This is a genomic window from Mesorhizobium sp. CCNWLY176 (assembly GCF_037153935.1).
In the GTDB taxonomy this organism is placed as follows: Bacteria; Pseudomonadota; Alphaproteobacteria; order Rhizobiales; family Rhizobiaceae; genus Mesorhizobium_M; species Mesorhizobium_M zhangyense.
In genome coordinates this window covers 447,673-471,250 of sequence record NZ_JBBBDZ010000001.1, presented here as the reverse complement: position 1 = coordinate 471,250, position 23,578 = coordinate 447,673, and the positions used below count along the sequence as shown (strand labels likewise).

Here is a 23,578-nt window from a genome sequence, read left to right as displayed (position 1 = left end):
CAGAAAGCAAATGCTACGGCTATGCTATTTTTCAGAATTGCGTTCTATATTGTAGAACAAATTTGATGACAGGCTCGGATGAGCCGCGGTGAGCCTTTAAGGCTCGGGAGGAAATAGTGCACACTGACCTGGAGGCTTTGGCCAGGCAGATCGAGCCTGGAATGCGCATCGCGCTGCCGGTGGATTATGCCGGCGTCTCGATGGCGATGACCAAGCCGATCATAGATCATGGCGCGGGCGATCTCGATCTCGTCTGCGTGCCGACCGGCGGCCTGCAGGTCGATATGCTGGTCGGCGCCGGCCTGGTGCGTTCGGTGGAGACGAGTGCGGTATCGCTTGGTGAGGCCGGAGGCGCGCCGCGTTTCAATCAGGCGGTGAAGGACGGGGCCATAGGCCTGCGCGATGCGACCTGCCCCGCCATCCATGCCGGCCTGATGGCGGCGCAGAAAGGCAGTCCGTTTACGGCCATGCGCGGGTTGATCGGCACGGATGTGCTCAAGAACCGCGATGACTGGCGCGTCATCGACAATCCCTTTGCCGAAAGCGGCGATCCGATCGTGCTGATCCCGGCAATCCACCCCGACATCGCCATCTTTCATGCCCCAATGGCCGATCGCTTCGGAAATGTCTGGATCGGCCGGCGCCGAGAACTCGCCGCCATGGCATATGCCTCGAAAATGACATTCGTGACCGTGGAGCGCATCGTCGACGAAAGCCTGCTCGCCAGCGAGACATTGGCGGCGGGCGCCCTTCCCGCGCTTTATGTGAGCGAGATCGCCGTCGCGCCGCGCGGGGCCTGGCCTTACGGCCTGTGGGGCGAATACCAGACCGACACGGCTGAACTCCTGCGCTACGCCAAGGCCGCGCGCACTGTCGAGGGGTTTGCTGCCTATATGAGCGGTGCGATCACGGAGCCTGCCCAATGACGGCGCCCGTTTCTCCGCGCGAAATCCTGATCTGCTCGATCGCCAAATTGCTGGACGGCAGCCGGCACGTCGCGGTCGGCGCATCCTCCCCCATACCGGCCGCCGGTGCGATGTTGCTTCGCGCACTCAAGGACGAGATGCGCGCCGAAAAGGTGCGTATCTCGATCCTGGGCTCGGTCGAGCACAATTTCTTCACCAACGGCTCGGCGGAACTGTTCGACTGCGCTGGACAAGGGCGTATCGACGCCTTTTTCCTTGGTGGCGGGCAGATCGACGGCGTGGGCAACATCAACCTCGTCGGCGTCGGCGATTACCCCCGATCAAGCGTGCGCTGGCCAGGTTCCTTCGGATCGGCCTATCTCTACTTCGTCGTGCCGCGCGTGATCCTGTTTCGCGAGGAGCACACGCCCCGTGTTTTCGTCGACCGCGTCGACTTCATCAGTGCGCCCGGCGTCAGTGAGCCTGGCGTCTACCGCACCGGCGGGCCCTACGCGCTTTTGACGGGCAAGGGGCTGTTTCGTTTCGATCGCGCCCGCCCCGGTTTCAGCCTGGAAAGCGTCCACCCCGGCCACTCCCTTGAAGAGATCAAGGAAGCGACCGGGTTCGGCTTTACCCATGACGACGATCCGTCGATCACCCCTACCCCGGATGCTGCTGTGCTAAAACTGTTGCGCGGCCGGGTTCTGGACGAGCTTCACGAAACCTATCCGGATTTCGCCGCGCAGATGCGCCGCGAAATCGCGGTTGGGACCACCTCCGCCTGATGACTGGAATGCATGCATATGACGCCTAACCATGGTTCACTAGCCAATCTCAAGGTGATCGATGCCAGCCGTGTGCTGGGCGGTCCCTATGCCGGGCAGGTCCTGGCCGACCACGGCGCCGATGTCATCAAGATCGAACCGCCGGCAGGCGACGAGACGCGAGGCTGGGGGCCGCCCTTTCTCGACGAGACGGCAAGCTATTTTCTCGGCCTGAACCGCAACAAGCGCGGCATGGCGCTCGACATGTCGCAGCCGGCGGGCCTCGAACTTCTAACGCGCATGCTCGAAGGTGCGGATGTCTTCATCGAGAACTTCAAGACCGGCACGCTTGAGCGCTGGGGCCTTGGTCGCGAGGAGATCGAGCGTCGCTTTCCGCGCCTCATTCACTGCCGCGTCTCCGGTTTCGGCGCAGACGGGCCTCTCGGCGGCCTGCCCGGCTATGATGCCGCCATCCAGGCCTCCTGCGGCATCATGAGCGTGAATGGCGAACTCGGCGGCACCCCGCTCCGCGTTGGCCTGCCGGTGGTAGACATGGTGACAGGCCTCAACGCCGTCATCGGTATCCTGATGGCGCTCAATGAGCGCGCGACCAGCGGCAAGGGCCAGTTCGTCGAAACCACGCTCTACGATTGCGGCGTGTCGCTGCTGCATCCCCATCTGCCCAACTACTATCTGTCGGGCAAGGTCGCAGCACCTTCCGGCAATGCGCATCCCAACATCTGTCCTTATGATACCTTCGCCACGGGCACGGACCCGATCTTCCTGGCCGTCGGCAACAACCGGCAGTTCTCGACCTTGTGCCGCACCATCGGGCGTGAGGATCTGCCTGAAGACCCCCGATTTGCCTCGAACGGCGAGCGCAATGTCAATCGCGATGCCCTCAAGATCGAGTTGGAGAACGCACTTGCTGCGCATGAATGCGATGTTCTAGCCGATACGCTGATCAAGGCCGGCGTGCCCTGTGGCGCGGTGCGCAGCATCGATCAGGTCGTCGCCGACCCACATACGAAGCACCGTGAAATGGTCGTCGACATCGGCGCCTATCGCGGCACCGGCAGTCCAATCAAGCTGTCACGCACCCCGGCAAGTTACCGTATGGCACCGCCGCGCTTTGCAGAGCATACCGGTGAGATTCTCGATGCACTTGCCATCGACCACGACCGCTACAGCGAGGTCCTTCCGGGTCATGACCCGGTCAAGCCGGCCCGCGCCAAGACTGCCTGAGGAAGAGAGATGGCGAGCGAAACCCTAACCATCGGCACCATCGGCGACGGCTTCATGCAGCCACGCTTTTTCGAGGAAGCGCTGCAGCGACGCCTCGGCGACCGGTCCGTGACCTACAAGAACATGATCCTCGACTGGCCGCTCAAGGTGCAGTCGACCAAGCGCGATCCCGTGCTGCCGGTGGCCGAGTTCGTCGGACGTCCCGAGCACTATTTCGAGTTTCTCTCCGATCTCGATATTCTCGTCACGCATCTGGCACCGGTTACGTCGGATAGCCTGCGCCATGCGCCGAAGCTGAAGATCATTGCGGTGTCGCGCGGCGGGCCGGTGAACATCGAGATGCCGGCAGCGCGCGAGCGCGGCGTCACCGTCATCAACACGCCCGGCCGCAACGCCTCGGCGGTTGCCGAGTTCACCGTCGCATCACTGCTTGCCGAAACGCGCAATCTCATTCGCGGCCATCTGTCGGTGGCAAGCGGCGAGTTCAAGCGTGACTTTTATCATTTCGACCATACCGGCCCGGAACTGTGCGAGCTTACCGTGGGCATCGTCGGTTATGGCGACATCGGCACGCGGGTCGCGCGCCTGCTTCGCCCGTTCGGCTGCAGGATACTGGTGTCCGATCCATTCAAGCAGCTCACCGACGAAGACCGCGCCGCTGGCATTGAGAAGGTAGAACTCGACGATCTGTTGCGCAGCGCCGACGTCGTCACGCTTCACCCGCGCGTCACGCCCGAGACGAAGGGCATGATCGGCAGGGCACGGATCGAGATGATGAAGCCCGGCTCCTACATCGTGAACACGACGCGCGGGCAGGTGCTGGATTACGCAGCCCTTTATGATGCCCTCGTTTCCGGCCATCTCAAGGGAGCAGCGCTCGACACTTTCGATCCCGAGCCGCCGCCCGCCGATTTGCCGCTGCTGAAGCTGCCGAATGTGACGCTGTCGCCGCACATCGCCGGCGCGTCACGCTACTCCATCATCAAGGCCGCCGACATGATCGCCGAAGATATCGGGCGCATCCTCGACGGCCAACCTCCCCTCTACCCGACCAAGTGAGCAAAGCCATGAGCGAAGAACTTTCCCTGCGCACGGAGCTGATCGAAGCCTGCCGCAGCATGAACCGTCTGGGCATCAACAAGGGCACGGCGGGTAATATCAGCGTGCGCCATGGCAATGGCTTCCTGATCTCGCCGACCGGCATTCCCTATGAGAAGCTGACGCCGGATCATGTCGTCGCCATGAACTGGGATGCGACCTATGAGGGCGATGTCCTACCTTCCAGCGAATGGCGGTTCCACCGCGACATCCTCAAGGCACGGCCGGACCTGAATGCGGTGGTTCACACGCATTCGGTCTATGCGACCAGCGTCTCCATTCTGCGCAAGGACATCCCGGCCATCCACTATTCCATTGCGGCTGCCGGCGGTCCGACGATCCGGTGTGCGCCTTACGAAATCTTCGGATCGCAGGAACTGGCCGATCAGGTCGTGAAGGCGCTCGAAGGCCGCAAGGCCTGCCTGATGGCGCATCATGGCGTGATCACAGCACATGTCTCCATCGCCCGCGCCCTCGCGCTGGCGGTGACCGTCGAGCAGCTGGCGCAGGAATATCTGCTCTGCCTGCCGCTCGGCGAGCCGCCGGTCCTGTCCGACGCCGAGATCGCAGACGTGCTGGAGAAGTTCAAGACCTATGGCCAGCAAAGCACGAAAGCGCTTGAGGGACTGCGTCAGGCCTCCTAAGCGAGGATAAAGCAAGCGATTCGAGGGCCATCCGTGCTGATCTGTCTCGATTCCGGAACGACCGCGGTCAAGGCTGGCGCCTTCGACCGGGGAGGCCGTCTTGTCGCGACGGTGCAGCGCGACAATTCCGCGCTTCGCCGCGACGGCAGCCGCGTCGAGCAGGACATGCTTGCGACGCGCGAGGATGCTTTTGCTGCGATCGAAGAATGCGCCGCAAAGGCCGGAGGCAAGATCGAGGCGCTGATCCTCACCGGGCAAGGCGATGGCCTCTGGCCGATAGGCGCTGATGGTCTACCGGTTGGAAACGCCATTACCTGGCTCGACGGCCGCGCCCGTTCGCTCGCATCCGAGCGCAGGCGCGACGGCAGCCTCGACGCCGTCGAAGCCGTCACCTTTTCGCAGCCGACCGCAGCCTCGCAAAGCCTGCATCTTCTATGGCTGCAGCAGAACGATCCCGAAAGGCTGCGCCGCATAAGCCATGCGCTGCGCCTAAAGGAATGGCTCTTCCTGTGTCTCACCGGCGCCTTAAAGGCCGAGCCAAGCGCCGTCCTGCCGGTCTGGGGCGATTGGCGGACGGGCAAACTCACGCGCATTGCGCAAGAGACACTGGGGCTCGAGCTCGGCATCGAGCTTCTTCCGGAGCTTGAAGAGGTCGGTAAATGCTCTGCCGCCCTGGCAGATAATGTCGCCGCGGCGTTGGGCCTGCCAGCGGGCCTGCCAGTTTTTCTTGGCCCCGGCGACGTGCAGGCGACACTGATCGGCCTTGGCCTTGGCACACGCCCGGGCGTTGCCCGCGCTTCGATCTTCGGTACGAGCGCAATTCACGCGCGCCACCTCCTGGACCCGCTGGAGATGCCGGAAAAGCCGGCCGGCGCGATGGTCCAGAAATTCGTCCTCGGCGAAGGCTTTCTGTGCTTCCATCCCAGCTTCAATGGCGCGACGCTCTTTCGCCATGTCGCCGGTCTCGTCGGTCAGCAGGCCGCCGGGAGCGGCAAGCCAGCCTATTCAAATGTAGTGCTTCACCCCTTTTTCGAGCCCGGCGGCGAACGCGCACCCTACACGTCGCCGCATGCAAGCGGCGCTGCCTTCGGCCTGTCCGCCGCCACGCGTCCGGAGGAACTCGCTTGGGCGGCCCGGGAGGCTCTCGCCTTCGTTGCGCGCAAGAGCCATGACATGATGGGACATGCGGACGGTGAGCTGGCGCTCGGCGGCGGGCTTGCCGCCGATCCCGACTTCGGCAGGTTTCTGGCCACGACCATGAAAGCACCCGTGCAATCGATGGCCGGCGCTCATGCCGGTCTTCGCGGTCTCGGCGCGATTGCGGCGGTTACCCTCGGCTGGGCAACTTCCAGCGAACTCGCATCGCACTGGATCGGTGCGCCGGACGCACGGATCGAGCCTGACACCGGTCAGGTCGCGGACTATGCGGCACAAAAATTTGACATCTTCTCGCGCCTTGTCGACGCCGTGTCTCCCTTGTGGGAAGAGCTGGGCGTTCTCGGCGACCGGGCAATGGAACTTCGAAAGGAATGCGCCTGATGAACGGTGCCGATCTTCTGTGCGAGACGTTGCTCGCCAACGACATCGATGTCTGCTTCGCCAATCCCGGCACTTCGGAGATGCATTTCGTGGCCGCCCTCGACAGGCAGCCACGGATGCGCTGCGTGCTCGGCCTTTTCGAAGGTGTTGTGACCGGGGCGGCCGACGGTTATGCGCGCATGGCGGATAAGCCCGCGGCGACGCTACTGCATCTCGGGCCGGGCCTCGCCAACGGCCTTGCCAACCTGCACAATGCCAGGCGCGCGCGCACGCCGATGGTCAATGTGGTCGGCGAGCATGCCACCTATCATTTGAGATACGATGCGCCGCTGACCTCCGATATTGAGTCGCTGGCGCGGCCGATGTCGCACTGGGTTGGACGCGCTACGGATGCGGATTCGGTCGGCAAGGTGACCGAGGATGCCATCCGCGCGGCCCGCAAGCTCCCCGGCGGCATCGCAACGATGATCCTGCCTGCCGACGCTGCCTGGACCGATACGACCTCTTCGGACTTGCCGAGCGTGATCGTGCCGGAAGGCTCACAGCCTCTCGATCAGGCGCAAATTCGGGCCGCGGCGGAAGCTTTGCGCAATGCGCGCAACCCGACCATCCTGGTAACCGGGGCCGCCTTGCGGGACGCGCCGCTGCGCACGCTTGACAGGATTGCGCAGATAACGAATGCCCGCCTGATGGCGCAGCAGTCCAACGGCCGTATGGAACGCGGCGCGGGACGGGTGCAGGTCGACCGCGTGCCCTATGTGGTGGAACACGCTGTCGCTGCATTCGCCGAAACCGATCTCGTCGTGCTGGTCGGGGCCAAGGCACCAGTCGGCTTCTTCGCCTATCCGGGCAAGCCGAGCAGCATGCTGCCGGACGATTGCCAGGTTATCGACCTCGCCGAACAGGGCGCGGACATCGTCGCGGCAATCGACGCCCTTGCCGACGAAACCGGGACCAGCGTAACCATCGAAGCACGGCTGGCGGAACGCTGGAAGCCGGAACCCATTCGCGGCAAGCTAACGCCCGAGGCCATCGCCGTCGCGCTGGCACATCATATGCCGGCAAATGCGATCATCTGCGATGAATCTGTTTCTTCCGGCCGCGACTTTTTCCGCAGCACCCATGGCGCGGAGCCGCATGATTTCCTGCAACTCACCGGCGGTGCGATCGGCATCGGCCTTCCGCTTGCCACGGGCGCGGCCATCGCCTGCCCCGACCGCAAGGTGATCACCCTTCAGGCGGACGGCAGCGGCATGTATACGGTCCAGGCCCTCTGGACGCAGGCGCGCGAGCGGCTTGACACGCTGACGATCGTTTTTGCCAATCGCCGCTATGCGATCCTGCACGGCGAACTGCGCCAGGTTGGCGCCGGCACGCCAGGCCGAAACGCCAGCCGCATGCTGGACCTCGACGACCCTCATCTCGACTGGGTAAAGATGGCGGGGAGCATGGGCGTTGAGGCTGCGCGCGCGGAAACAGCCGAGGCCTTCGCCGACCTCCTGAAGACGGCCTGCGCAAAGCGCGGACCATTCCTGATCGAGGCTGTCCTTTGAACCGCGGCTCACCATCCACGAGGGTGAAATGACCACAATTCGACGCGTCCCGCATTGCAGCCATTGGGGTGCCTACACGATCCTCGTCGATGGAAACCGGATCGTCGGCGTGGAGCCCTTCGAGCATGATCCTGCGCCCTCCCCGATCATTCATTCCGTTGCCGAGTGGGCCAATCCCGAACGGCGCGTGCTGCAGCCGATGGTACGCTCCGGCTGGCTGGAAAAGCGCGAGGCTAGTGACGGGCGCGGACGCGGGAATGAAAAATTTGTGCCGGTCAGCTGGGAGGAAGCATTTTCGCTCGTCGCCGGCGAGATCAGCCGGGTGAGCCAGGCCTACGGCAATGCATCGATCTTCGCGGGTTCCTATGGCTGGACGAGCTGCGGCCGGTTTCACCATGCATCGTCGCTGCTCAAGCGGACCCTCAATCTCGTCGGCGGCTTCACCGGCCATGTCGACACCTACAGCATCGCCGCTGGACCTGTCATTCTCAGGCATACGCTCGGCAGCGAAGCGGCTTGCGGCGGGCAGGCGAACACGCTCGATTCCATCGCCGAACACACCGAAACGCTGGTCGTCTTCGGCGCGCTTTCGCCAAGGACAGCGCAGACAGAAGCGGGTGGCATAGGCTCTCATTCACTCGAAACGCATCTACGCCGCATCGTCGAACGCAAGGTGCGGGTCATCCTCGTATCACCGCTGAAGGACGATCTGCCGGAGTGGGTCGGCGCCGAATGGTGGCCGATACGCCCCAACACCGACACGGCACTCATGCTCGGCCTCGCCGGCGAGATCGTCAAAGCCGGCAGGCACGACGCGGATTTTCTGGTGCGATGCTGCAGTGGTTCCGAAGAGTTCCTCAGTTATCTCCGAGGCGAGAACGACGGCGCGCCAAAGGACGCTGCATGGTCAGCGAAGATTTCGGGTCTGGACGCATACAAGATTGCTGAACTCTCGCGGATGCTCGTCGCGACACGCAGCATGATCACCGTGAGCTGGAGCCTTCAGCGGGCGCATCATGGCGAACAGCCGTTTTGGGCTGCGCTCGGCCTCGCCGCAGTCACCGGCCAGATCGGCCTGCCGGGCGGCGGCGTCGGTTACGGCTACGGTTCGCTTGGCGGCGTCGGTGCACCCTACAATATCGGGAAATCACCGGCGATCTCGCAGCTCGCGAAACCGATCGACAGCTTCATCCCCGTCGCCCGCATCACCGACATGCTGCTCAATCCGGGCAAGCCCTTCACCTATCAGGGCGAGACCCGAACCTACCCGGATGCCCGTCTCGTCTACTGGGCCGGCGGCAACCCCTATCACCATCATCAGGACATCAACCGCCTGTCGGAAGCCTGGACGCGGCCTGAAACGATCATCGTGCAGGATCCGATGTGGACAGCAAGCGCGCAGCGCGCCGACATCGTTTTGCCGGCGAGCACTTCGATCGAGCGCAACGACCTTGCCGGAAACCGCCGCTCGGATTTCATCCTGGCCATGCACAAGGCGATCGAGCCGCTGGGCGAGGCACGCTCCGACTTCGACATCTTCCACGGCATTGCGCAGGAGCTGGGCGTAGGCGACGCGTTCAGTGAAGGGCGCGACGAGATGGGCTGGCTGCGCTATCTCTATGACGCGAGCCGCGAAGACGCGGCTGAGCGCTTCGGCTTCGACATGCCGGATTTCGAGACCTTCTGGGCGGCCGGCTATGCGCGCGTTCCCGTAAAGACGCATCACACCTATCTCGCCGAATATCGCGAGGACCCGGCCGCAAACGCGCTGGCGACCGAAAGCGGCCGCATCGTGCTTGGCAGCGAGACGCTGGCGCGGCTTGGCTATCAGGATTGCCTCAGCCATCCCGCCTGGATCGAGCCGGCCGAGTGGCTTGGGAACTGTTCACCCGATGAGCTGCATCTCGTCTCGCACCAGCCGGAGGGCCGACTGCACAGTCAGCTCGAGACCGCCGTTGCGAGCCGCGCGCATAAGCGCAACGGACGCGAGCAGGCAAAGCTGAATTCGCGCGATGCCGGCCGGCTCGGTATAGCGGACGGCGACACGATTCGCCTGTGGAACGAGCGGGGAGCCTGCCTGGCAACGGCAACGCTGACCGACGCAGTCAGGACTGGCGTCATCGTCCTTCCAACCGGCGCATGGCTCACGCCCGTCGGCAACAGCGGCCTCGACATTGCTGGCAACCCGAACGTGCTGACGCTCGACGTTCCAACATCGAGCTTCGGTCAGGGCTGCTCGGCCCACACCTGTCTGGTTCACGTCGAACCCTATGGCGGCGACGTCGAAGACGCGCACCGCACCTATCAGAACGCGCTCGAAGCGCTTGATGCAGTTTGATACGATATTTGGAGGACACCATGAACGCACCCGCCATAAGCCGCTTCCCCATCCCGGAGATCAAGGATCTTCCCGAGGATATCCGCGACCGCATTCTGGCGGTTCAGGAGAAGTCGGGCTTCGTCCCGAATGTCTTTCTGACGCTTGCCCACCGGCCGGAGGAATTCCGGGCATTCTTCGCCTATCACGATGCGCTCATGGACAAGCCCGGTCCGATCACCAAGGCCGAGCGCGAGATGATCGTGGTGGCGACGAGCAACGCCAACCAATGCCAGTATTGCGTCGTAGCCCACGGGGCCATCCTGCGTATCCGGGCCAAGAACCCGCTCATCGCCGATCAGGTCGCAGTCAACTACCGCAAGGCAGACATCACGCCGCGCCAGATGGCAATGCTCGATTTTGCCATGAAGGTTTCGACGCGCGCCTATGAGGTTGGCGACGCCGATGTCGAGTTGCTTAAAGAACACGGCTTCACCGCAGAAGACGCCTGGGACATCACCGCGATCACTGCCTTCTTCGGCATGTCGAACCGGCTCGCCAATGTGACGAGCATGCGCCCCAATGACGAATTTTATGCGATGGGGCGCTGAGCTTATGGCCAAAGGTTACAAGGACATGCTGTCGGAAGCGGATGCTATTGTTCAATCCGTCAGCACCGGCGACATGGCTCCACTTGCCGCCGATGGCCAATACACGCTCGTAGATATCCGCGACGTGCGCGAACTGGAGCGCGACGGCACGATCCCCGGATCGATGCATGCGCCGCGCGGTATGCTGGAATTCTGGATCGATCCGGAAAGCCCATATCACAAGCCCGCTTTCGCCGAAGACAAGACCTTCGTGTTCTTCTGCGCCTCGGGCTGGAGATCACTTCTGGCGGCCAAGGTCGCGCAGGAGATGGGCCTGAAGAGCATGAGCATGCGCGGCGGTTTTTCCGAGTGGAAGAAGGCCGGTCATCCTGTCGCCGAGCGCGAAAAGCGCGACACGAAAGGCTGACGCGGCAGCCATTTCCATATTGGTTGCGGGAGGGAAAATGCTGGAGCGTCCTTCGCTGGCTGTCCTCGACGCTTTTACGGCGATCGTCGGGCCGGCCTATGCCCTGCGTGAAACGGATGCGGTTACGCCCTATGTGACCGACCCGCGCGGCCTTTTTTCGGGGCGTACGCCGCTCGTGCTTCGGCCCGGCAGCGTCGAGGAGGTCTCCCGCATACTGCGCCTCGCTACCGAGATGAAAATCTCCGTCGTGCCGCAGGGCGGCAATACGGGTCTCGTCGGCGGGCAGCATCCCGATGCCGGCGGGACAGAAATTGTCCTCTCGCTGGGTCGGCTTGACCGCATCCGCGAGCTCGACTTGCGTTCGGGCGTCGTCGTTGCCGAGGCCGGCATTATCCTGCAGCGGTTGCGTGATATCGCTGACGCGCAGGACAAGCTGTTTCCGCTGTCGCTCGGCTCGCAGGGCTCCTGCCAGATCGGCGGTAACCTGTCCTCTAACGCCGGCGGCACCTCTGTCCTCGCTTACGGAAACGCCCGCGATCTCTGCCTCGGTCTTGAAGTCGTGCTGCCGACCGGCGAAGTGTTCGACGACCTGCGCAAACTGCGCAAGGACAATACCGGATACGACCTCAAGAACCTCTTCATCGGCGCCGAAGGAACGCTCGGCGTCATCACCGCCGCAGTTCTCAAACTCTTTCCCAAGCCCCGCGGACGTGAAACGATCTGGCTTGGCGTCGCCTCGCCGGGGGACGCGCTCGCGCTGTTCGAGATTGCGTCCGCGACCGCCGCCGGCGCGCTCACCGGTTTCGAGCTGATGCAGGAATGCGTCGTGGATTTCGTCATCAAGCATATGCATGGCCATCGTCCGCCGCTTGCGTCGGCTGCTCCATGGCACATCCTTGTCGAGATATCCTCCGGCCGGTCGGCCGACGATGCGCGCGGACTTGCCGAGGAAATCGTCGCTGCCGGTTTCGAGCGCGGCCTCATCCTCGACGGCACGATGGCGGAAAGCCTTGCCCAGACCGCCGAATTCTGGCGCATGCGGGAAAGCATGACCGAAGCGCAGCGGCCGGAAGGCGCCTCGATCAAGCATGACATCTCCGTGCCTGTCGCAGATATTCCGCGCTTCATCGAGGAAGCCGCCCGCGCGGTCGCCTCGGTCTGTCCGGATGCGCGCGTGGTTTGTTTCGGGCACATGGGCGACGGCAATCTGCACTACAACGCGACCCAGCCTGCCGGCGCGTTCGATGCTTCATTCCTCGACCTTTATCCGGCCATGAACAAGGCTGTTCACGATGTCGTCCGCTCGCTTTCAGGGTCGATATCGGCCGAGCATGGCATCGGCCGCATGAAGCGTCAGGAGTTGCTCGACACCGCTCCACCGGTTGCGATCGATCTCATGCGGCAGTTGAAGGCCGTCGTGGACCCGGCGGGCATCATGAACCCCGGCAAGGTCGTTTGATCATGCCCTTCGTCAGTGCGAGTCACGCTCCACATGCGATCCCCGGCTCCCCCGCAGGAAGTCGAAATCTGCTCCCGTATCTGCTTGCATCACGCGATCGACATAGAGCATAGCGTAGCCGGACTCGGGCTTATCAAAAGGCGGGCTCCATGCGGCAAGACGCTCGGCGATTTCTGCGTCCGATATGTCGAGATGCAATGTCCGCGCCGGAACATCCACCTCGATCATGTCGCCGTTGCGCACGATGGCGAGCGGTCCGCCGGCAGCGGCCTCGGGCGCGGTATGCAGGATGACGGTGCCATAGGCCGTGCCGGACATGCGCGCATCGGAAATGCGGATCATGTCGGTTACGCCTTTCTTCAGCACCTTTGCCGGAAGCCCCATATTTCCGACCTCAGCCATGCCGGGATAGCCCTTCGGACCGCAGTATTTGAGAACCATTATGCAGTTCTCGTCTATGTCGAGCGCATCGTCGTTGATGCGGGCATGGTAGTCCTCGATGCTCTCGAAAACGACCGCGCGGCCGCGATGGCGCATGAGATGCTCGGAGGCGGCTGACGGCTTCAGGACTGCTCCGCCGGGCGCGAGATTGCCCCGCAGCACCGCAATGCCGCCCGAGCGCGTCAGCGCCTTCTCAACCGGCAGGATGACATCGTGATCGTAGTTCTCGACCGCCTTCACGCCATCCCAGATCGTCTCGCCTGTCACCGCAAGAGCATCTTTGTGCAGGAGCCCGAGTTCGCCGACGGCGCGCATGACGGCGGGAAGGCCGCCGGCATAATAGAACTCTTCCATCAGGAACTTGCCGGAAGGCTGGAGGTTGACGATGGTCGGCACGTCGCGGCCCAGCCTGTCCCAGTCGTCGAGCGAAAGATCGATCCCGATACGCCCGGCCAGCGCCAGAAGGTGCAGCACCGCATTGGTAGAACCGCCAATGGCACCATTCACACGGATCGCATTCTCGAAGGCTTCGCGCGTCATCACATCAGAAGGCTTAAGGTCGTCCTTGACCATGTCGACGATGCGCCGGCCCGACATTTGCGCCAGGACACGGCGCCGGGCGTCCACGGCAGGAATGGCGGCATTGCCTGGTAGTGTCATGCCAAGCGCTTCCGCCATCGAGGCCATCGTTGAGGCGGTGCCCATGGTCATGCAGCTGCCGGCTGAGCGCGCCATGCCCTGCTCGGCATCCATGAATTCCTCCAGCGTCATCTCGCCGGATTTCACCATTTCCGAGAATTGCCAGATGGCGGTGCCTGAGCCGACGTCCTTGCCGCGCCACTTGCCGTTCAGCATCGGGCCGCCGGATACGACGATTGCCGGAATGTCGACGCTTGCAGCACCCATCATCAGCGAAGGCGTGGTCTTGTCGCAACCGGCGAGAAGCACCACGCCGTCGATCGGATTGCCGCGTATCGCCTCTTCGGCGTCCATCGCGCCGAGATTGCGGAACATCATGGCAGTCGGGCGCAGCGTGCTCTCGCCGCAGGAGAAAACCGGGAACTCGACCGGAAAGCCGCCGGCCTCATAGACGCCACGCTTCACGCGCTCGGCGATATCGCGCAGATGCGCATTGCAAGGCGTCAGTTCGGACCATGTATTGCAGATGCCGATGATCGGCCGGCCGTCGAATGTGTCGGCCGGCAGGCCCTGATTCTTCATCCAGGAGCGATGCATGATCGCGTTCTTGCCGGTTCCGCCGAACCATTCCTGCGAACGTAGCCTGCGTGGCCATTCGGCCTTTTTGAATGTCATTACCGTCTCATTTCCAACAACCAAAGATGACGAAATTCCGCCCCCGCACCTGCTGTCCGGCCGGCACGGTAACGCTTAATCAACCCGTTCCACGCCGTCGCGCGGACGCTTCTCTTTGCCGATAACAATGCGAATGCGCTCGATGCCTTCATTGATGACCGCGCGCATGGCCGCGCTGGCAGCTTCTTCCTGCGAATTCTCGATGGCGAGCGCGATGTGGCGATGCTTTTCAACGGTCTGGGCGTGACGTTCGGAGTTCGGGATCGGTGAGCTGATGGTGAATGTCGTCGCCAGCGCCACCTCCACCAGCGTACTGATCGAGCGCATGAACGGATTTGCCGACGCCTCGGCGACCGTGATGTGAAACTGAAGATCGCTCTCGACGAATGAGGCAGCGACAGTATCCGCCATCTGGTCCACCCAGTGGTGCAGCCTGGCGATCTGATCTTTGGTCCGGCGCTGGGCAGCCAGCCGCGCGGCTTCGGGCTCGAGAGCCAGCCGCATCTCCTGCAGCGACATCAGGAATGCGCTGTCGACCCCTGTCTCGACATACCAATGAAGGATGTCCGGGTCGAACATGTTCCAGTTGCGCCGCTCCAGAACGCGCGTGCCGATCTTCGCCTTGGGCTGCACGACGCCTTTTGCGGCCAGAGTCTTGAAGGCTTCCCTCAGCACGGTGCGCGACACACCATACTGCTGCTGCAATTCAACGTCGCCCGGCATGATCGTGTTTTCGGCATAGCGGCCGCTGACGATGCCCATGCCGAGATCCCGGATGACATGGCCATGTTGGGTCCGGGGCCTGGGGGTGCTCATCATCGGCGGGATGGTTTTCCTGTTCGACGGCATTCAATGCTCCCCTGCCAAAGCCCTGCGACTCGACAAGTACACAAGAAGTCGCTGCAGAGCGATAAAGGCAAAGAGCAGAAAGCCGACGACGATCTTGGTCCACCAGGAGGACAGGGTGCCGTCGAAGACGATGTAGGTCTGGATAATCCCCTGGATTATGACGCCGACGAAGGTGCCGGCAACAAGGCCGACGCCGCCTGTCAGCAGCGTCCCGCCGATCACTACCGCCGCGATCGTGTCCAGTTCGACACCCACCGCGGACAGCGAATATCCTGCCGAGGTGTAGAGCGAAAACACGATGCCGGAGAGGCCGGAGAGGAACCCTGACAAGGCATAGATGGCTATGGTGGTGCGGCCGACGGGAACGCCCATAAGTTCCGCCGATGTGCGGTTTCCGCCGATTGCGTAGACATACGAGCCGAACTTGGTGAAGTGCGCCACCACGATGCCGGCGAGGAAGACCAGCACCATGACCCCACCGACGAAATTCAATCGGCCACCGCCGGGCATGCGATAATAAAGGCCCTGCAGCGCGGTATAGAACTCGTGGTTGATGGGGATCGATTCCGTGGTGATGACGAACGACATGCCTCGCGCCAGGAACATCCCCGCCAGCGTGACGATGAAGGCCGGCACGTCGAGATAGTGGATGATTGCACCCATGCCGGCACCGAACGCCGTGGCGATCGTCAATGCGATGACGAAGGCGATCAGGGGGTGAACGCCGTACCAGCCGACCAGAACGGCGATAAGCACGCCGGTGAAGGCGATTACCGAGCCAACCGACAGGTCGATGCCGCCTGACAGGATGACGAAGGTCATCCCAACGGCTGCAATGCCAAGAAAGGCATTGTCGGTAAGCAGATTGCCGAGCACGCGCGTCGAAAGCATGTTCGGAAACTGAAACACGCAGATGGTATAAGCCAGCACGCAGATGATCAGGGTCGCATAGAATGGCAGCAGGCGATTGCTCATGAGGCGTCTGCCTTCTTGGCCGCGGAGGGCGCGCGAACGAACAGGCCGCCGATGCCGGCGAAAGACGCCGACTGGGCGAGCAGGATCATGATGATGACCGCGGCCTTGACGATGAGGTTGTATTCCGGCGGAAAGCCGGAGATCAGGATTCCGGTGTTCATCGCCTGGATGATGATAGCACCGAGCACCGACATCAGGATGGAAAAGCGGCCGCCGAGCAGCGACGTGCCGCCAATGACCACGGCCAGGATCGCATCGAGTTCCAGCCACAAGCCCGCATTGTTGGCGTCGGCACCGCGAATGTCTGCGGCAGCGATAATTCCGGCAAGTGCGGCGCAAAACCCCGATAGCGTGTAGACGAAAATCAGGAGCAGCTTGCTGTTGATGCCGGCGTAGCTGCTGGCACTGCGGTTTACACCGACGGCCTCGATCAGCAGCCCAAGCGCGGTTCGGCGCATCAGCAGCATGACGGCGATGGCGAGCAAAGCTGCAATGACGATCGGCATCGGCAGGCCGATGACAGAACCCGTCCCGAAGAACATGAGTCCGGGGTCATTGAAGGTAACGATAACGCCTTCCGTGATGAGCTGGGCGATGCCGCGTCCGGCCACCATGAGGATGAGCGTGGCGACGATCGGCTGCAGGTCGAAGACCGCGACCAGAAGCCCGTTGAGCAAGCCGCAGGCTATGCCGACCGAAAGTGCGGTCAGAATGACCGCCATCAGCGGATATCCGGCCACGGTCATCGTCGCGGCCACCGCGCCCGCTATGGCCATGACAGCGCCGACAGAGAGGTCGACGCCCTTGCTGGCAATGACCGCAGTCATGCCGATGGCCAGGATCATGACCGGCGCGCCGCGGTTGAGCACATCGATCACGCTGCCGAACAGACGGCCGTCCTGAATGCGCAGGTCGAAGAAGCCTGGAAAGGCCAGCCAGTTCAGGAACAGAATGACGGCCAGCGATATCAGCTGGGGCGTCGCACGGCGAAGACCGCTTGCAATGCTGCTGTTCATGCGGTCGCTCCCGTCTGAGCGGCAATCGCACGCATGATACCGTCGGTCGAAATCTCGTCGCCCGTCAAATCCTGGCAATGCACGCGGTCGCGCAGAACCCGCACGCGCGTCGAGTAGGCCACGATTTCCTCCAGTTCCGACGAAATGACCAGCAGCGCCATGCCCTCATGGCAGAGCCGCTTGATCAACTCGATGATCTCGGCGTGAGCGCCGACATCGATGCCCCGCGTAGGCTCGTCAAGGATAAGGAACCGCGGGCCTGTTGCCAGCCACCGCGCGAGGATCACCTTCTGCTGGTTGCCGCCGGAGAGAAGCTTTACCGGCTTTTCGATATCCGTGGTGCGAATGTCGAGCGCCTTGACGAAGCGGTCGGCAAGTTCTGCCTGCTCACGGCTCGACATGCGCCGCAGCCAACCGCGCCGGGCCTGCAGCGCGAGCGCGATGTTTTCGCGCACGGAGAGATCGCCGATGATCCCGTCGATCTTGCGATCCTCCGGGCAGAGGCCGAAACCAAGCCTGATCGCGTCGCGAGGCGAAGCAATCCGAACGGCTTTTCCGTCCAAGGTTGCGCTACCCTTTTCCGGAAGATCGACCCCGAACAGGAGGCGCGCCGTCTCGGTGCGGCCAGACCCCAGAAGACCGGCGACGCCGACCACCTCGCCTGCCGCGATGTCGAGATCGAACGGTGCGATCGAGCGGCTGCGGCCATAATTGGAGAACGACACGAGCGGCTGGCGCCTTACTGTCTCCGGCTGCTTTTCGCGTTCCGTCGATGCGGCCAGCGTTCGTCCCAGCATCATGGAAACGAGATCAACCTTGCTCAAGGCTGCGGTCGGCGATGTTCCCATGAGGCGCCCGTTGCGCAGCACGGTGATGCGGTCGCTGACCTCGTACACCTGATCCAGAAAATGCGTGATGAAGACGATGCCAAGACCGCGGTCGCGCAGTTTGCGCATGACACTGAAGAGAAGCTCCACTTCATGACGGTCTAGGCTCGCGGTCGGCTCATCCAGGATAAGCACCGATCCGGAAAGGTCGACGGCGCGTGCGATCGCCACGAGTTGCTGGATGGCCACAGAATATCGCGCAAGATCTGCGGACACATCGATATGAATGTCATACTGCGCGAGCAGCGCCTTGGCGCGCTCGCCCATCGTCTTGCGGTCCACCAAGCCAAATCGTCTCGGCTGGCGGCCGATGAACAGGTTTTCCGCCACGGTCAGGTTGGGCAGCAAGTTGACTTCCTGATAGACCGTGCCGATGCCAAGCTGCTGGGCATGCAGCGTATCGCGCACGACAACGGTCTCGCCGCCAACGCGGACGATGCCTGAATCCGGGCGATGGACACCCGTCAGTATCTTGATCAGGGTCGATTTTCCGGCGCCGTTCTCGCCAAGCAAGGCATGAATCTCACCCGGCCGCACGGAGAAATCCACCCCGTCCAGGACCGTGTAACCGAGAAACGCTTTTTTGATATCGCGCGCGCTGACCAACTCGTTGGTGGAATTCATGCGCTGCCTCCGCCTTCGCCATCGAACCGCGCGTCAAGCGCGGTTCGATACTGTAAATCATCCAGCGGGATTTGCTGCGCCCATTGGGCGAAGCCATCCCGCCGGCTTGGGAGGATCAGTAGCCGAGGCCCTTCTTTTCTTCGTAGACCTTCATCGGTTCATCGGCTGGCGTATAGAGCTTCGATTCCGTGATGATCTGCTTTGGCGGAACGGTGCCGTCCTTCTTGAAGGCTTCAAGCGCGTCGAATGCCGGTCCGGCCATATTAGGCGTCAGTTCGACAGTCGCATTCGCCTCACCGTCGGCCATGGCCTTGAAGATATCCGGAACGGCGTCGATCGACACGACCTTGATGTCTGTGCCCGGCTTCAGGCCGGCTTCCTTGATGGCCTGGATCGCACCGACGGCCATGTCGTCATTGTGGGCATAGAGCGCGCAGATGTTCTTGCCGCCACCTTCCGCCTTCAGGAAACCTTCCATGACTTCCTTGCCTTTGGCACGGGTGAAGTCGCCGGTCTGGCTGCGGGTGATCTTGATGTTGGCTGCGCCGGCAATCGCTTCTTCAAAGCCCTTCTTGCGATTGATGGCGGGCGAAGAACCTGTGGTTCCCTGAAGCTCGACCACATTGCAATCCTTGCCTGCGGCGTCCTTTACAAGCCATTCGCCGGCGACCTTGCCTTCCAGAACCTGATCAGAAGCGACCATGGTCATGTAAAGGTCGGGCGAACCGTCGATGCCACGATCGAGCAGGATGACGGGGATGTCGGCGTCCTTGGCTTCGCCGAGCACGGTTTCCCAGCCGGTGGCCACGACCGGCGCCACGAGGATGGCGTCAACGCCCTGCGCGATGAACCCGCGGATCGCCTTGATCTGGTTTTCCTGCTTCTGTTGCGCATCGGCGAATTTGAGGTCGATGCCGCGTTTTTCAGCCTGCTGCTTCGTCACGCTGGTTTCAGCCGCGCGCCAGCCCGATTCCGATCCGATCTGAGAAAAGCCAACCGTAAGTCCGGCCGCATTCGCGGAGCCGGCGAGCGCCATTCCGAACGCGGTTCCGATGAGCAAACGTGTCACGAATTTCATTTCAACTTCCTCCCTTGGGAACGGTCGCGGGCTCCTCCCAGCGACCGTCAAAAGTGTTACTATCATATAGTATTACTTTTGAGCAAGAGACGAACGTTGCCTCGAATGACGACACGAAAGGGCATGCCGGTGACTAGAGTTCTGATCGACTCCGAACGGCTGGCTATTCGGGTTGTCAGGTTGTGGCTGTCGTGCAGTCCCCACTCATCGCCCGCGCTACATAGGAAAGCGCTTCCAGGCGCCGTTGAAGGTCCGGCGCCTCAAAAGCTTCATCGAGTACGGAGGCAAAGTTCTCCAGTCTGGAGAGCTGTTGCTCGGCAGTATCTGCATGCAAGGGCTCTTCACAGTAGGCGTCGGCAAATTCCTGGGCTGCCTTGCCGAGCAGGAAATAACCGGCCGCCCGCTCCATATCTTTCGTCGCCTGTTGCCGGGCAGTCCTGGCTGCCTCGCGATAGCCCGGAATTGCATTGCCCTTGTCGCGGATGATGTTGGTGATCGCTGCTAACATGGGACCGGTTTCCTTTGCTTATTGGGCCCGCTCTTGTGCGGAGTGATGAGGAATTCGTAGAGTACAGAGGTGGCGATCTCGAAGTCGCTGATCTCCATTGCCTCGTGGGGGTTATGCGAGCCGTTGCGGTTGCGGATGAAGATCATCCCGGTGGGAATTCCGGCCTGCGAAAAAACCGCCGCATCATGTCCACCACCGGAAGCAACCACTGCCGGCTCGAGGCCGAGCGCCTCCGCCGAGCGGGTCAACTCGGTGATGATTTGCCCGCTGCAAAGCGCAGGCTCGGTCCAAAGCACGTCCCCGAAATCGAACCGTACATTGCGTTCACGCTCGATGCGCTCTGCATGCCGGCGCACAAGATCGTGCATGTTCCGCAGCATCCCGGCATCCTGACTGCGTATATCGAGGCTGAACTCGACGCTTTCGGGAATTCTGGAAAGCGCATGCTTCTCCCGGTCGGTGGAAACCATGCCGCTGGTGACAACGAGATCCCTGCCATCAGCGACGTGGTCATGCCACGCGACATCGAGACCATTCAGGAGTTCCGCCATGGCGAGCACCGGATCGTGCCGGTAGGCGAGCGGCACTGCACCCGAATGGCCAGCCTCGCCAATGCAGGCGATCTTCTTGTAGCGGAAGTTGCCGCGAATGCCTGAGACGATGGCAGCGGGCAGGTTCCGTTCGACCAGCACCGGCCCTTGTTCTATGTGCACTTCGAGATAGGCCGTAACCGCCTTTCGATCCAGAAGCGGCCTGGAGGCCCGGACGCTCGTCATGTCGATGCCGACCGCTTCCATATGGGTGTCGAGGGTTCGGCCGTCTTCCTTATGCCGGGCCGCCAGTTCCGTTTCGGAAAGAACGCCGAGCAGCGCCTTCGACCCGATATAGCAAGGCCCGAACCAGGCGCTCTCTTCGCCACGCATGGCGATGACCTTCACAGGTTGAGCAAAACGCACGCCTTCCCGCCTTGCCCTGACGAGGCACATCAGCCCGGCCAGAACGCCTGCGAGGCCATCGAAATTGCCGCCACGCGGCACGCTGTCCACATGCGAGCCGACAAGGATATAGCGCTCCGTGCGCTCATGCTCGGGCAGCGAAAAGACGACATTGCGGCCGGCATCCCAATCAGCGGCAAGCCCTTCCGAACGGGCAAAATCCAGCAGAAATCGAAGCGTCTCGGTCTCGACCGCCGAGAAGGCCGGACGGCTGACGCCTTCGATATCGGCAGTTCGCTCGGCAACCTCGTTGAAAAGCCGCGCTGCGAGTGCGCCGAGGCCGGAGGATGAGGGTCTATCGAGCAGCATGGCACCCATCACGCATATTCCGTGACCGCAACGGCCTCGTCGGTGACGTCGACCGTGCCGATCAGCGCATCGACGGATGGGAGGCCGCGTGCGTCGAGCGTCTCGTCGAGTTCCCGGATAAGACGCGGCATCGTGGATGGGCTGATGAAGGTGGCCGTGCCGACCTGGACGGCGCGGGCGCCGGCGACCAGATATTCGATCACATCGTCCACGGTAGAAATACCGCCGCAGCCGATTACCGGAATGGAAACGGCACGCGCACATTGATAGGTCATGCGCAGGGTGATCGGCTTGAGCGCCGGCCCGGAAAGCCCGCCCATGATGTTGCCGAGCCTGGCACGGCCGGTGCGGCTGTCGATGGCCATGGCGAGCATGGTGTTGGCAGTGACGAGCGCGTCGGCTCCGGCTTCCTCGGCCGCAAGCGCCACCTCCACCACCTCGCCGGTGTTGGGCGACAGCTTGGCCCAGAGCGGAAGGCCTGTGGCGGAGCGCATGCGGCGGATGACATCACCGGTTGCGCCGGGCTTCATGGCAAAGGCCTTTCCGTCATCCTCGATGTTCGGGCAGGAGATATTCACTTCGATCGCGGCCACGCCCGGTACGCTGACTTCCTCGGCGAAGCGCGCGAATTCATCAGCGGTATTGGCTGAAATGCTGATGACCAGCGGTGCTGTGTAATCATGGTAAAACGGCAAGGTGTTCTGAAGGAACGACGCCGCGCCCTTGCTGGGAATGCCGATCGAATTCAGCATGGCGCCGTTGACCTCGCAGACGCGCGGGACGGGATTGCCGGAGCGTTTTCCCCTCGTGATGGTCTTGGTGACAAGCGCGCCGAGACAGTCGAGGTCGAAGACTTCCGCGAGTTCCTCCGAAAAAGTACCGGAAGCCGGCATGATCGGATTGTTGAGAGTGAGGCCGCCAATGGTCGTCCTGAGGTCCGCCATCACAGCACCTCGTGGAGATCGAAGACCGGGCCTTCGCGGCAGACGCGCAGATTGACCGCTTCGCCATCGCGAAGAAGGGGCCGCACGCAGGCCTGACACATGCCGATACCGCAGGCCATGTGCTGTTCAACCGCCACCTGCCCGCCGATACCGTGCCGTGCGCCGATCTCCTGCAGCATGCGCAGGAGGCGCGTGGAGCCACAGGTGAAGAACGCGTCGATGCCGCGCGTGTGGATTAATCCCTCGATCAGCGTTGTCAGGCTTTCGACATCCGAATTACACTCGGCATCCGTGACGGCGATCACCTCGGCGCCAAAGGAGCGGAAGAGGTCGGTCGACATCACCAGATCGGGCGAACGTGCACTGCAGATAGCCGTCAGCGGCCGGCCGAGACGGGCGCATTCACTTGCAAGAGGCGCCAGCGTCGCGAGCCCGACGCCGCGGGCAACGAGAAGCGGCCGCCGCCATTCGCGCCTGATCTCGAAACCCTGTCCGAGTGGGCCGACGACGTTGAGGTGTTCGCCCGGCTGGAGGCTGGCCAGCGCTCCGGTGCCGGTGCCCGCGACCTTGTAGAGGAAGGAGAGTTCTCCCCGGGCACGATCATAGGAATAGATGCTCATCGGCCGGCGCAGATAGGGCTGGAAGCCCGCAGTCTGGGGGCAAAGGAGATGGAAGAACTGTCCCGGCTCGCAATCGAGGATGGAACGCGGCGCCGCCAGCACAAGCAGCCGGTATTCGCCATTCACCCGCGCGTGGGTTTTAATCCGGCATTCGACCTCATGGATGGAATACGGGAGGGGAACGGAATCGGGAACGGCGCAAGGGCTTGCTGGCATGACGGTTTCCGGAATCAGGAAAAAACAGGTCCATCGGCGGTTGACCGCCGGGCAGACGAGATTGTTGGTGGGATGGCGACTTCGGGCTTCAGCACATCGCCCAGGCCGTCGCGCGGCGCCCTTCGCTTGAGATCAGCGTCGGAGAGAGTGGCGATCGGACGTCATAGGGTGCTCCCTGCATTCGGGGTCCAAAAACAGAGCCTATTGTGGAAACGTCAAAGCTGTCAAGACGATTCTCAAAAATGAGATTTTTCGCATAGA

General features: G+C 62.4%; 21 protein-coding genes. 11 read left to right on the top strand and 10 right to left on the bottom strand.

Annotation, left to right across the window (positions count from 1 at the left end; translation table 11 throughout):
* Positions 1–116: 116 nt before the first annotated feature.
* From WBQ96_RS02090 to WBQ96_RS02040, 11 genes are read left to right on the top strand one after another with little or no spacing between them, the layout of a single operon-like run.
* Positions 117–926: a CoA transferase subunit A gene (locus WBQ96_RS02090; protein WP_442920784.1), complete on the top strand. Its 810-nt coding sequence runs from the start codon at positions 117–119 to the stop codon at positions 924–926.
* Entirely contained in the window at positions 923–1,690 is a 768-nt protein-coding gene (locus WBQ96_RS02085; RefSeq protein ID WP_336546717.1) for a CoA transferase, read from the top strand. The genes WBQ96_RS02090 and WBQ96_RS02085 overlap by 4 nt, the downstream gene beginning before the upstream one ends.
* Positions 1,691–1,708: 18 nt before the next feature.
* On the top strand, positions 1,709–2,914 hold the full coding sequence (locus WBQ96_RS02080) for a CaiB/BaiF CoA transferase family protein (protein ID WP_336546719.1): 1,206 nt from the start codon (positions 1,709–1,711) through the stop codon (positions 2,912–2,914).
* A gap of 9 nt (positions 2,915–2,923) precedes the next feature.
* Positions 2,924–3,973 (top strand): 2-hydroxyacid dehydrogenase, encoded by a 1,050-nt coding sequence (locus WBQ96_RS02075; RefSeq protein WP_336546721.1) that lies wholly within the window; start codon positions 2,924–2,926, stop codon positions 3,971–3,973.
* Between the two features lie 8 nt (positions 3,974–3,981).
* On the top strand, positions 3,982–4,656 hold the full coding sequence (locus WBQ96_RS02070; protein WP_336546723.1) for an L-fuculose-phosphate aldolase: 675 nt from the start codon (positions 3,982–3,984) through the stop codon (positions 4,654–4,656).
* Between the two features lie 33 nt (positions 4,657–4,689).
* Complete coding sequence (locus WBQ96_RS02065; RefSeq protein WP_336546725.1) at positions 4,690–6,195, top strand: FGGY family carbohydrate kinase; 1,506 nt, start codon at positions 4,690–4,692, stop codon at positions 6,193–6,195.
* The gene (locus WBQ96_RS02060) at positions 6,195–7,748 is read left to right on the top strand and encodes an acetolactate synthase large subunit (protein ID WP_336546727.1); all 1,554 of its coding nucleotides are present in this window, start codon (positions 6,195–6,197) and stop codon (positions 7,746–7,748) included. Before WBQ96_RS02065 ends, WBQ96_RS02060 begins: the two co-directional genes overlap by 1 nt.
* A 28-nt stretch (positions 7,749–7,776) precedes the next feature.
* Positions 7,777–10,086 carry a molybdopterin-dependent oxidoreductase gene (locus tag WBQ96_RS02055; RefSeq protein ID WP_336546729.1) on the top strand — a complete coding sequence of 770 codons (2,310 nt, stop codon included), beginning with the start codon at positions 7,777–7,779 and terminating at the stop codon, positions 10,084–10,086.
* Between the two features lie 20 nt (positions 10,087–10,106).
* Positions 10,107–10,676, top strand: a complete 570-nt coding sequence (locus WBQ96_RS02050) for a peroxidase-related enzyme (RefSeq protein WP_336546731.1) — start codon at positions 10,107–10,109, stop codon at positions 10,674–10,676.
* Positions 10,677–10,680: 4 nt separating this feature from the next.
* Positions 10,681–11,082 carry a rhodanese-like domain-containing protein gene (locus WBQ96_RS02045; RefSeq protein ID WP_336546733.1) on the top strand — a complete coding sequence of 134 codons (402 nt, stop codon included), beginning with the start codon at positions 10,681–10,683 and terminating at the stop codon, positions 11,080–11,082.
* Positions 11,083–11,119: 37 nt separating this feature from the next.
* Positions 11,120–12,541 (top strand): FAD-binding oxidoreductase, encoded by a 1,422-nt coding sequence (locus WBQ96_RS02040; protein WP_336546736.1) that lies wholly within the window; start codon positions 11,120–11,122, stop codon positions 12,539–12,541.
* Positions 12,542–12,553: 12 nt separating this feature from the next.
* Here WBQ96_RS02040 and araD read toward each other — a convergent pair whose 3' ends face one another.
* The 10 genes from araD to WBQ96_RS01990 form a co-directional block, all read right to left on the bottom strand.
* The gene (araD, locus tag WBQ96_RS02035) at positions 12,554–14,296 is read right to left on the bottom strand and encodes an L-arabinonate dehydratase (RefSeq protein WP_336546738.1); all 1,743 of its coding nucleotides are present in this window, start codon (positions 14,294–14,296) and stop codon (positions 12,554–12,556) included.
* 75 nt (positions 14,297–14,371) lie between these two features.
* Positions 14,372–15,145: a FadR/GntR family transcriptional regulator gene (locus tag WBQ96_RS02030; protein WP_336546740.1), complete on the bottom strand. Its 774-nt coding sequence runs from the start codon at positions 15,143–15,145 to the stop codon at positions 14,372–14,374.
* On the bottom strand, positions 15,146–16,120 hold the full coding sequence (gene yjfF, locus WBQ96_RS02025; RefSeq protein WP_336546742.1) for a galactofuranose ABC transporter, permease protein YjfF: 975 nt from the start codon (positions 16,118–16,120) through the stop codon (positions 15,146–15,148).
* Complete coding sequence (locus WBQ96_RS02020) at positions 16,117–17,136, bottom strand: ABC transporter permease (RefSeq protein WP_336546743.1); 1,020 nt, start codon at positions 17,134–17,136, stop codon at positions 16,117–16,119. Before WBQ96_RS02020 ends, yjfF begins: the two co-directional genes overlap by 4 nt.
* Positions 17,133–18,647: a sugar ABC transporter ATP-binding protein gene (locus tag WBQ96_RS02015; RefSeq protein ID WP_336546744.1), complete on the bottom strand. Its 1,515-nt coding sequence runs from the start codon at positions 18,645–18,647 to the stop codon at positions 17,133–17,135. The genes WBQ96_RS02020 and WBQ96_RS02015 overlap by 4 nt, the downstream gene beginning before the upstream one ends.
* A gap of 115 nt (positions 18,648–18,762) precedes the next feature.
* A complete protein-coding gene (gene ytfQ, locus WBQ96_RS02010) occupies positions 18,763–19,725 on the bottom strand; it encodes a galactofuranose ABC transporter, galactofuranose-binding protein YtfQ (RefSeq protein WP_336546746.1) in 963 nt (320 codons plus the stop codon).
* 175 nt (positions 19,726–19,900) lie between these two features.
* The gene (locus tag WBQ96_RS02005; protein WP_336546749.1) at positions 19,901–20,233 is read right to left on the bottom strand and encodes a hypothetical protein; all 333 of its coding nucleotides are present in this window, start codon (positions 20,231–20,233) and stop codon (positions 19,901–19,903) included.
* Entirely contained in the window at positions 20,227–21,546 is a 1,320-nt protein-coding gene (locus WBQ96_RS02000; protein ID WP_336546751.1) for a hydantoinase/carbamoylase family amidase, read from the bottom strand. The genes WBQ96_RS02005 and WBQ96_RS02000 overlap by 7 nt, the downstream gene beginning before the upstream one ends.
* Positions 21,546–22,481, bottom strand: coding sequence for a dihydroorotate dehydrogenase (locus WBQ96_RS01995; RefSeq protein ID WP_336546753.1), 936 nt, complete (start codon positions 22,479–22,481; stop codon positions 21,546–21,548). The genes WBQ96_RS02000 and WBQ96_RS01995 overlap by 1 nt, the downstream gene beginning before the upstream one ends.
* Positions 22,481–23,317: a dihydroorotate dehydrogenase electron transfer subunit gene (locus tag WBQ96_RS01990; RefSeq protein ID WP_336546754.1), complete on the bottom strand. Its 837-nt coding sequence runs from the start codon at positions 23,315–23,317 to the stop codon at positions 22,481–22,483. The genes WBQ96_RS01995 and WBQ96_RS01990 overlap by 1 nt, the downstream gene beginning before the upstream one ends.
* Between the last annotated feature and the right edge of the window lie 261 nt (positions 23,318–23,578).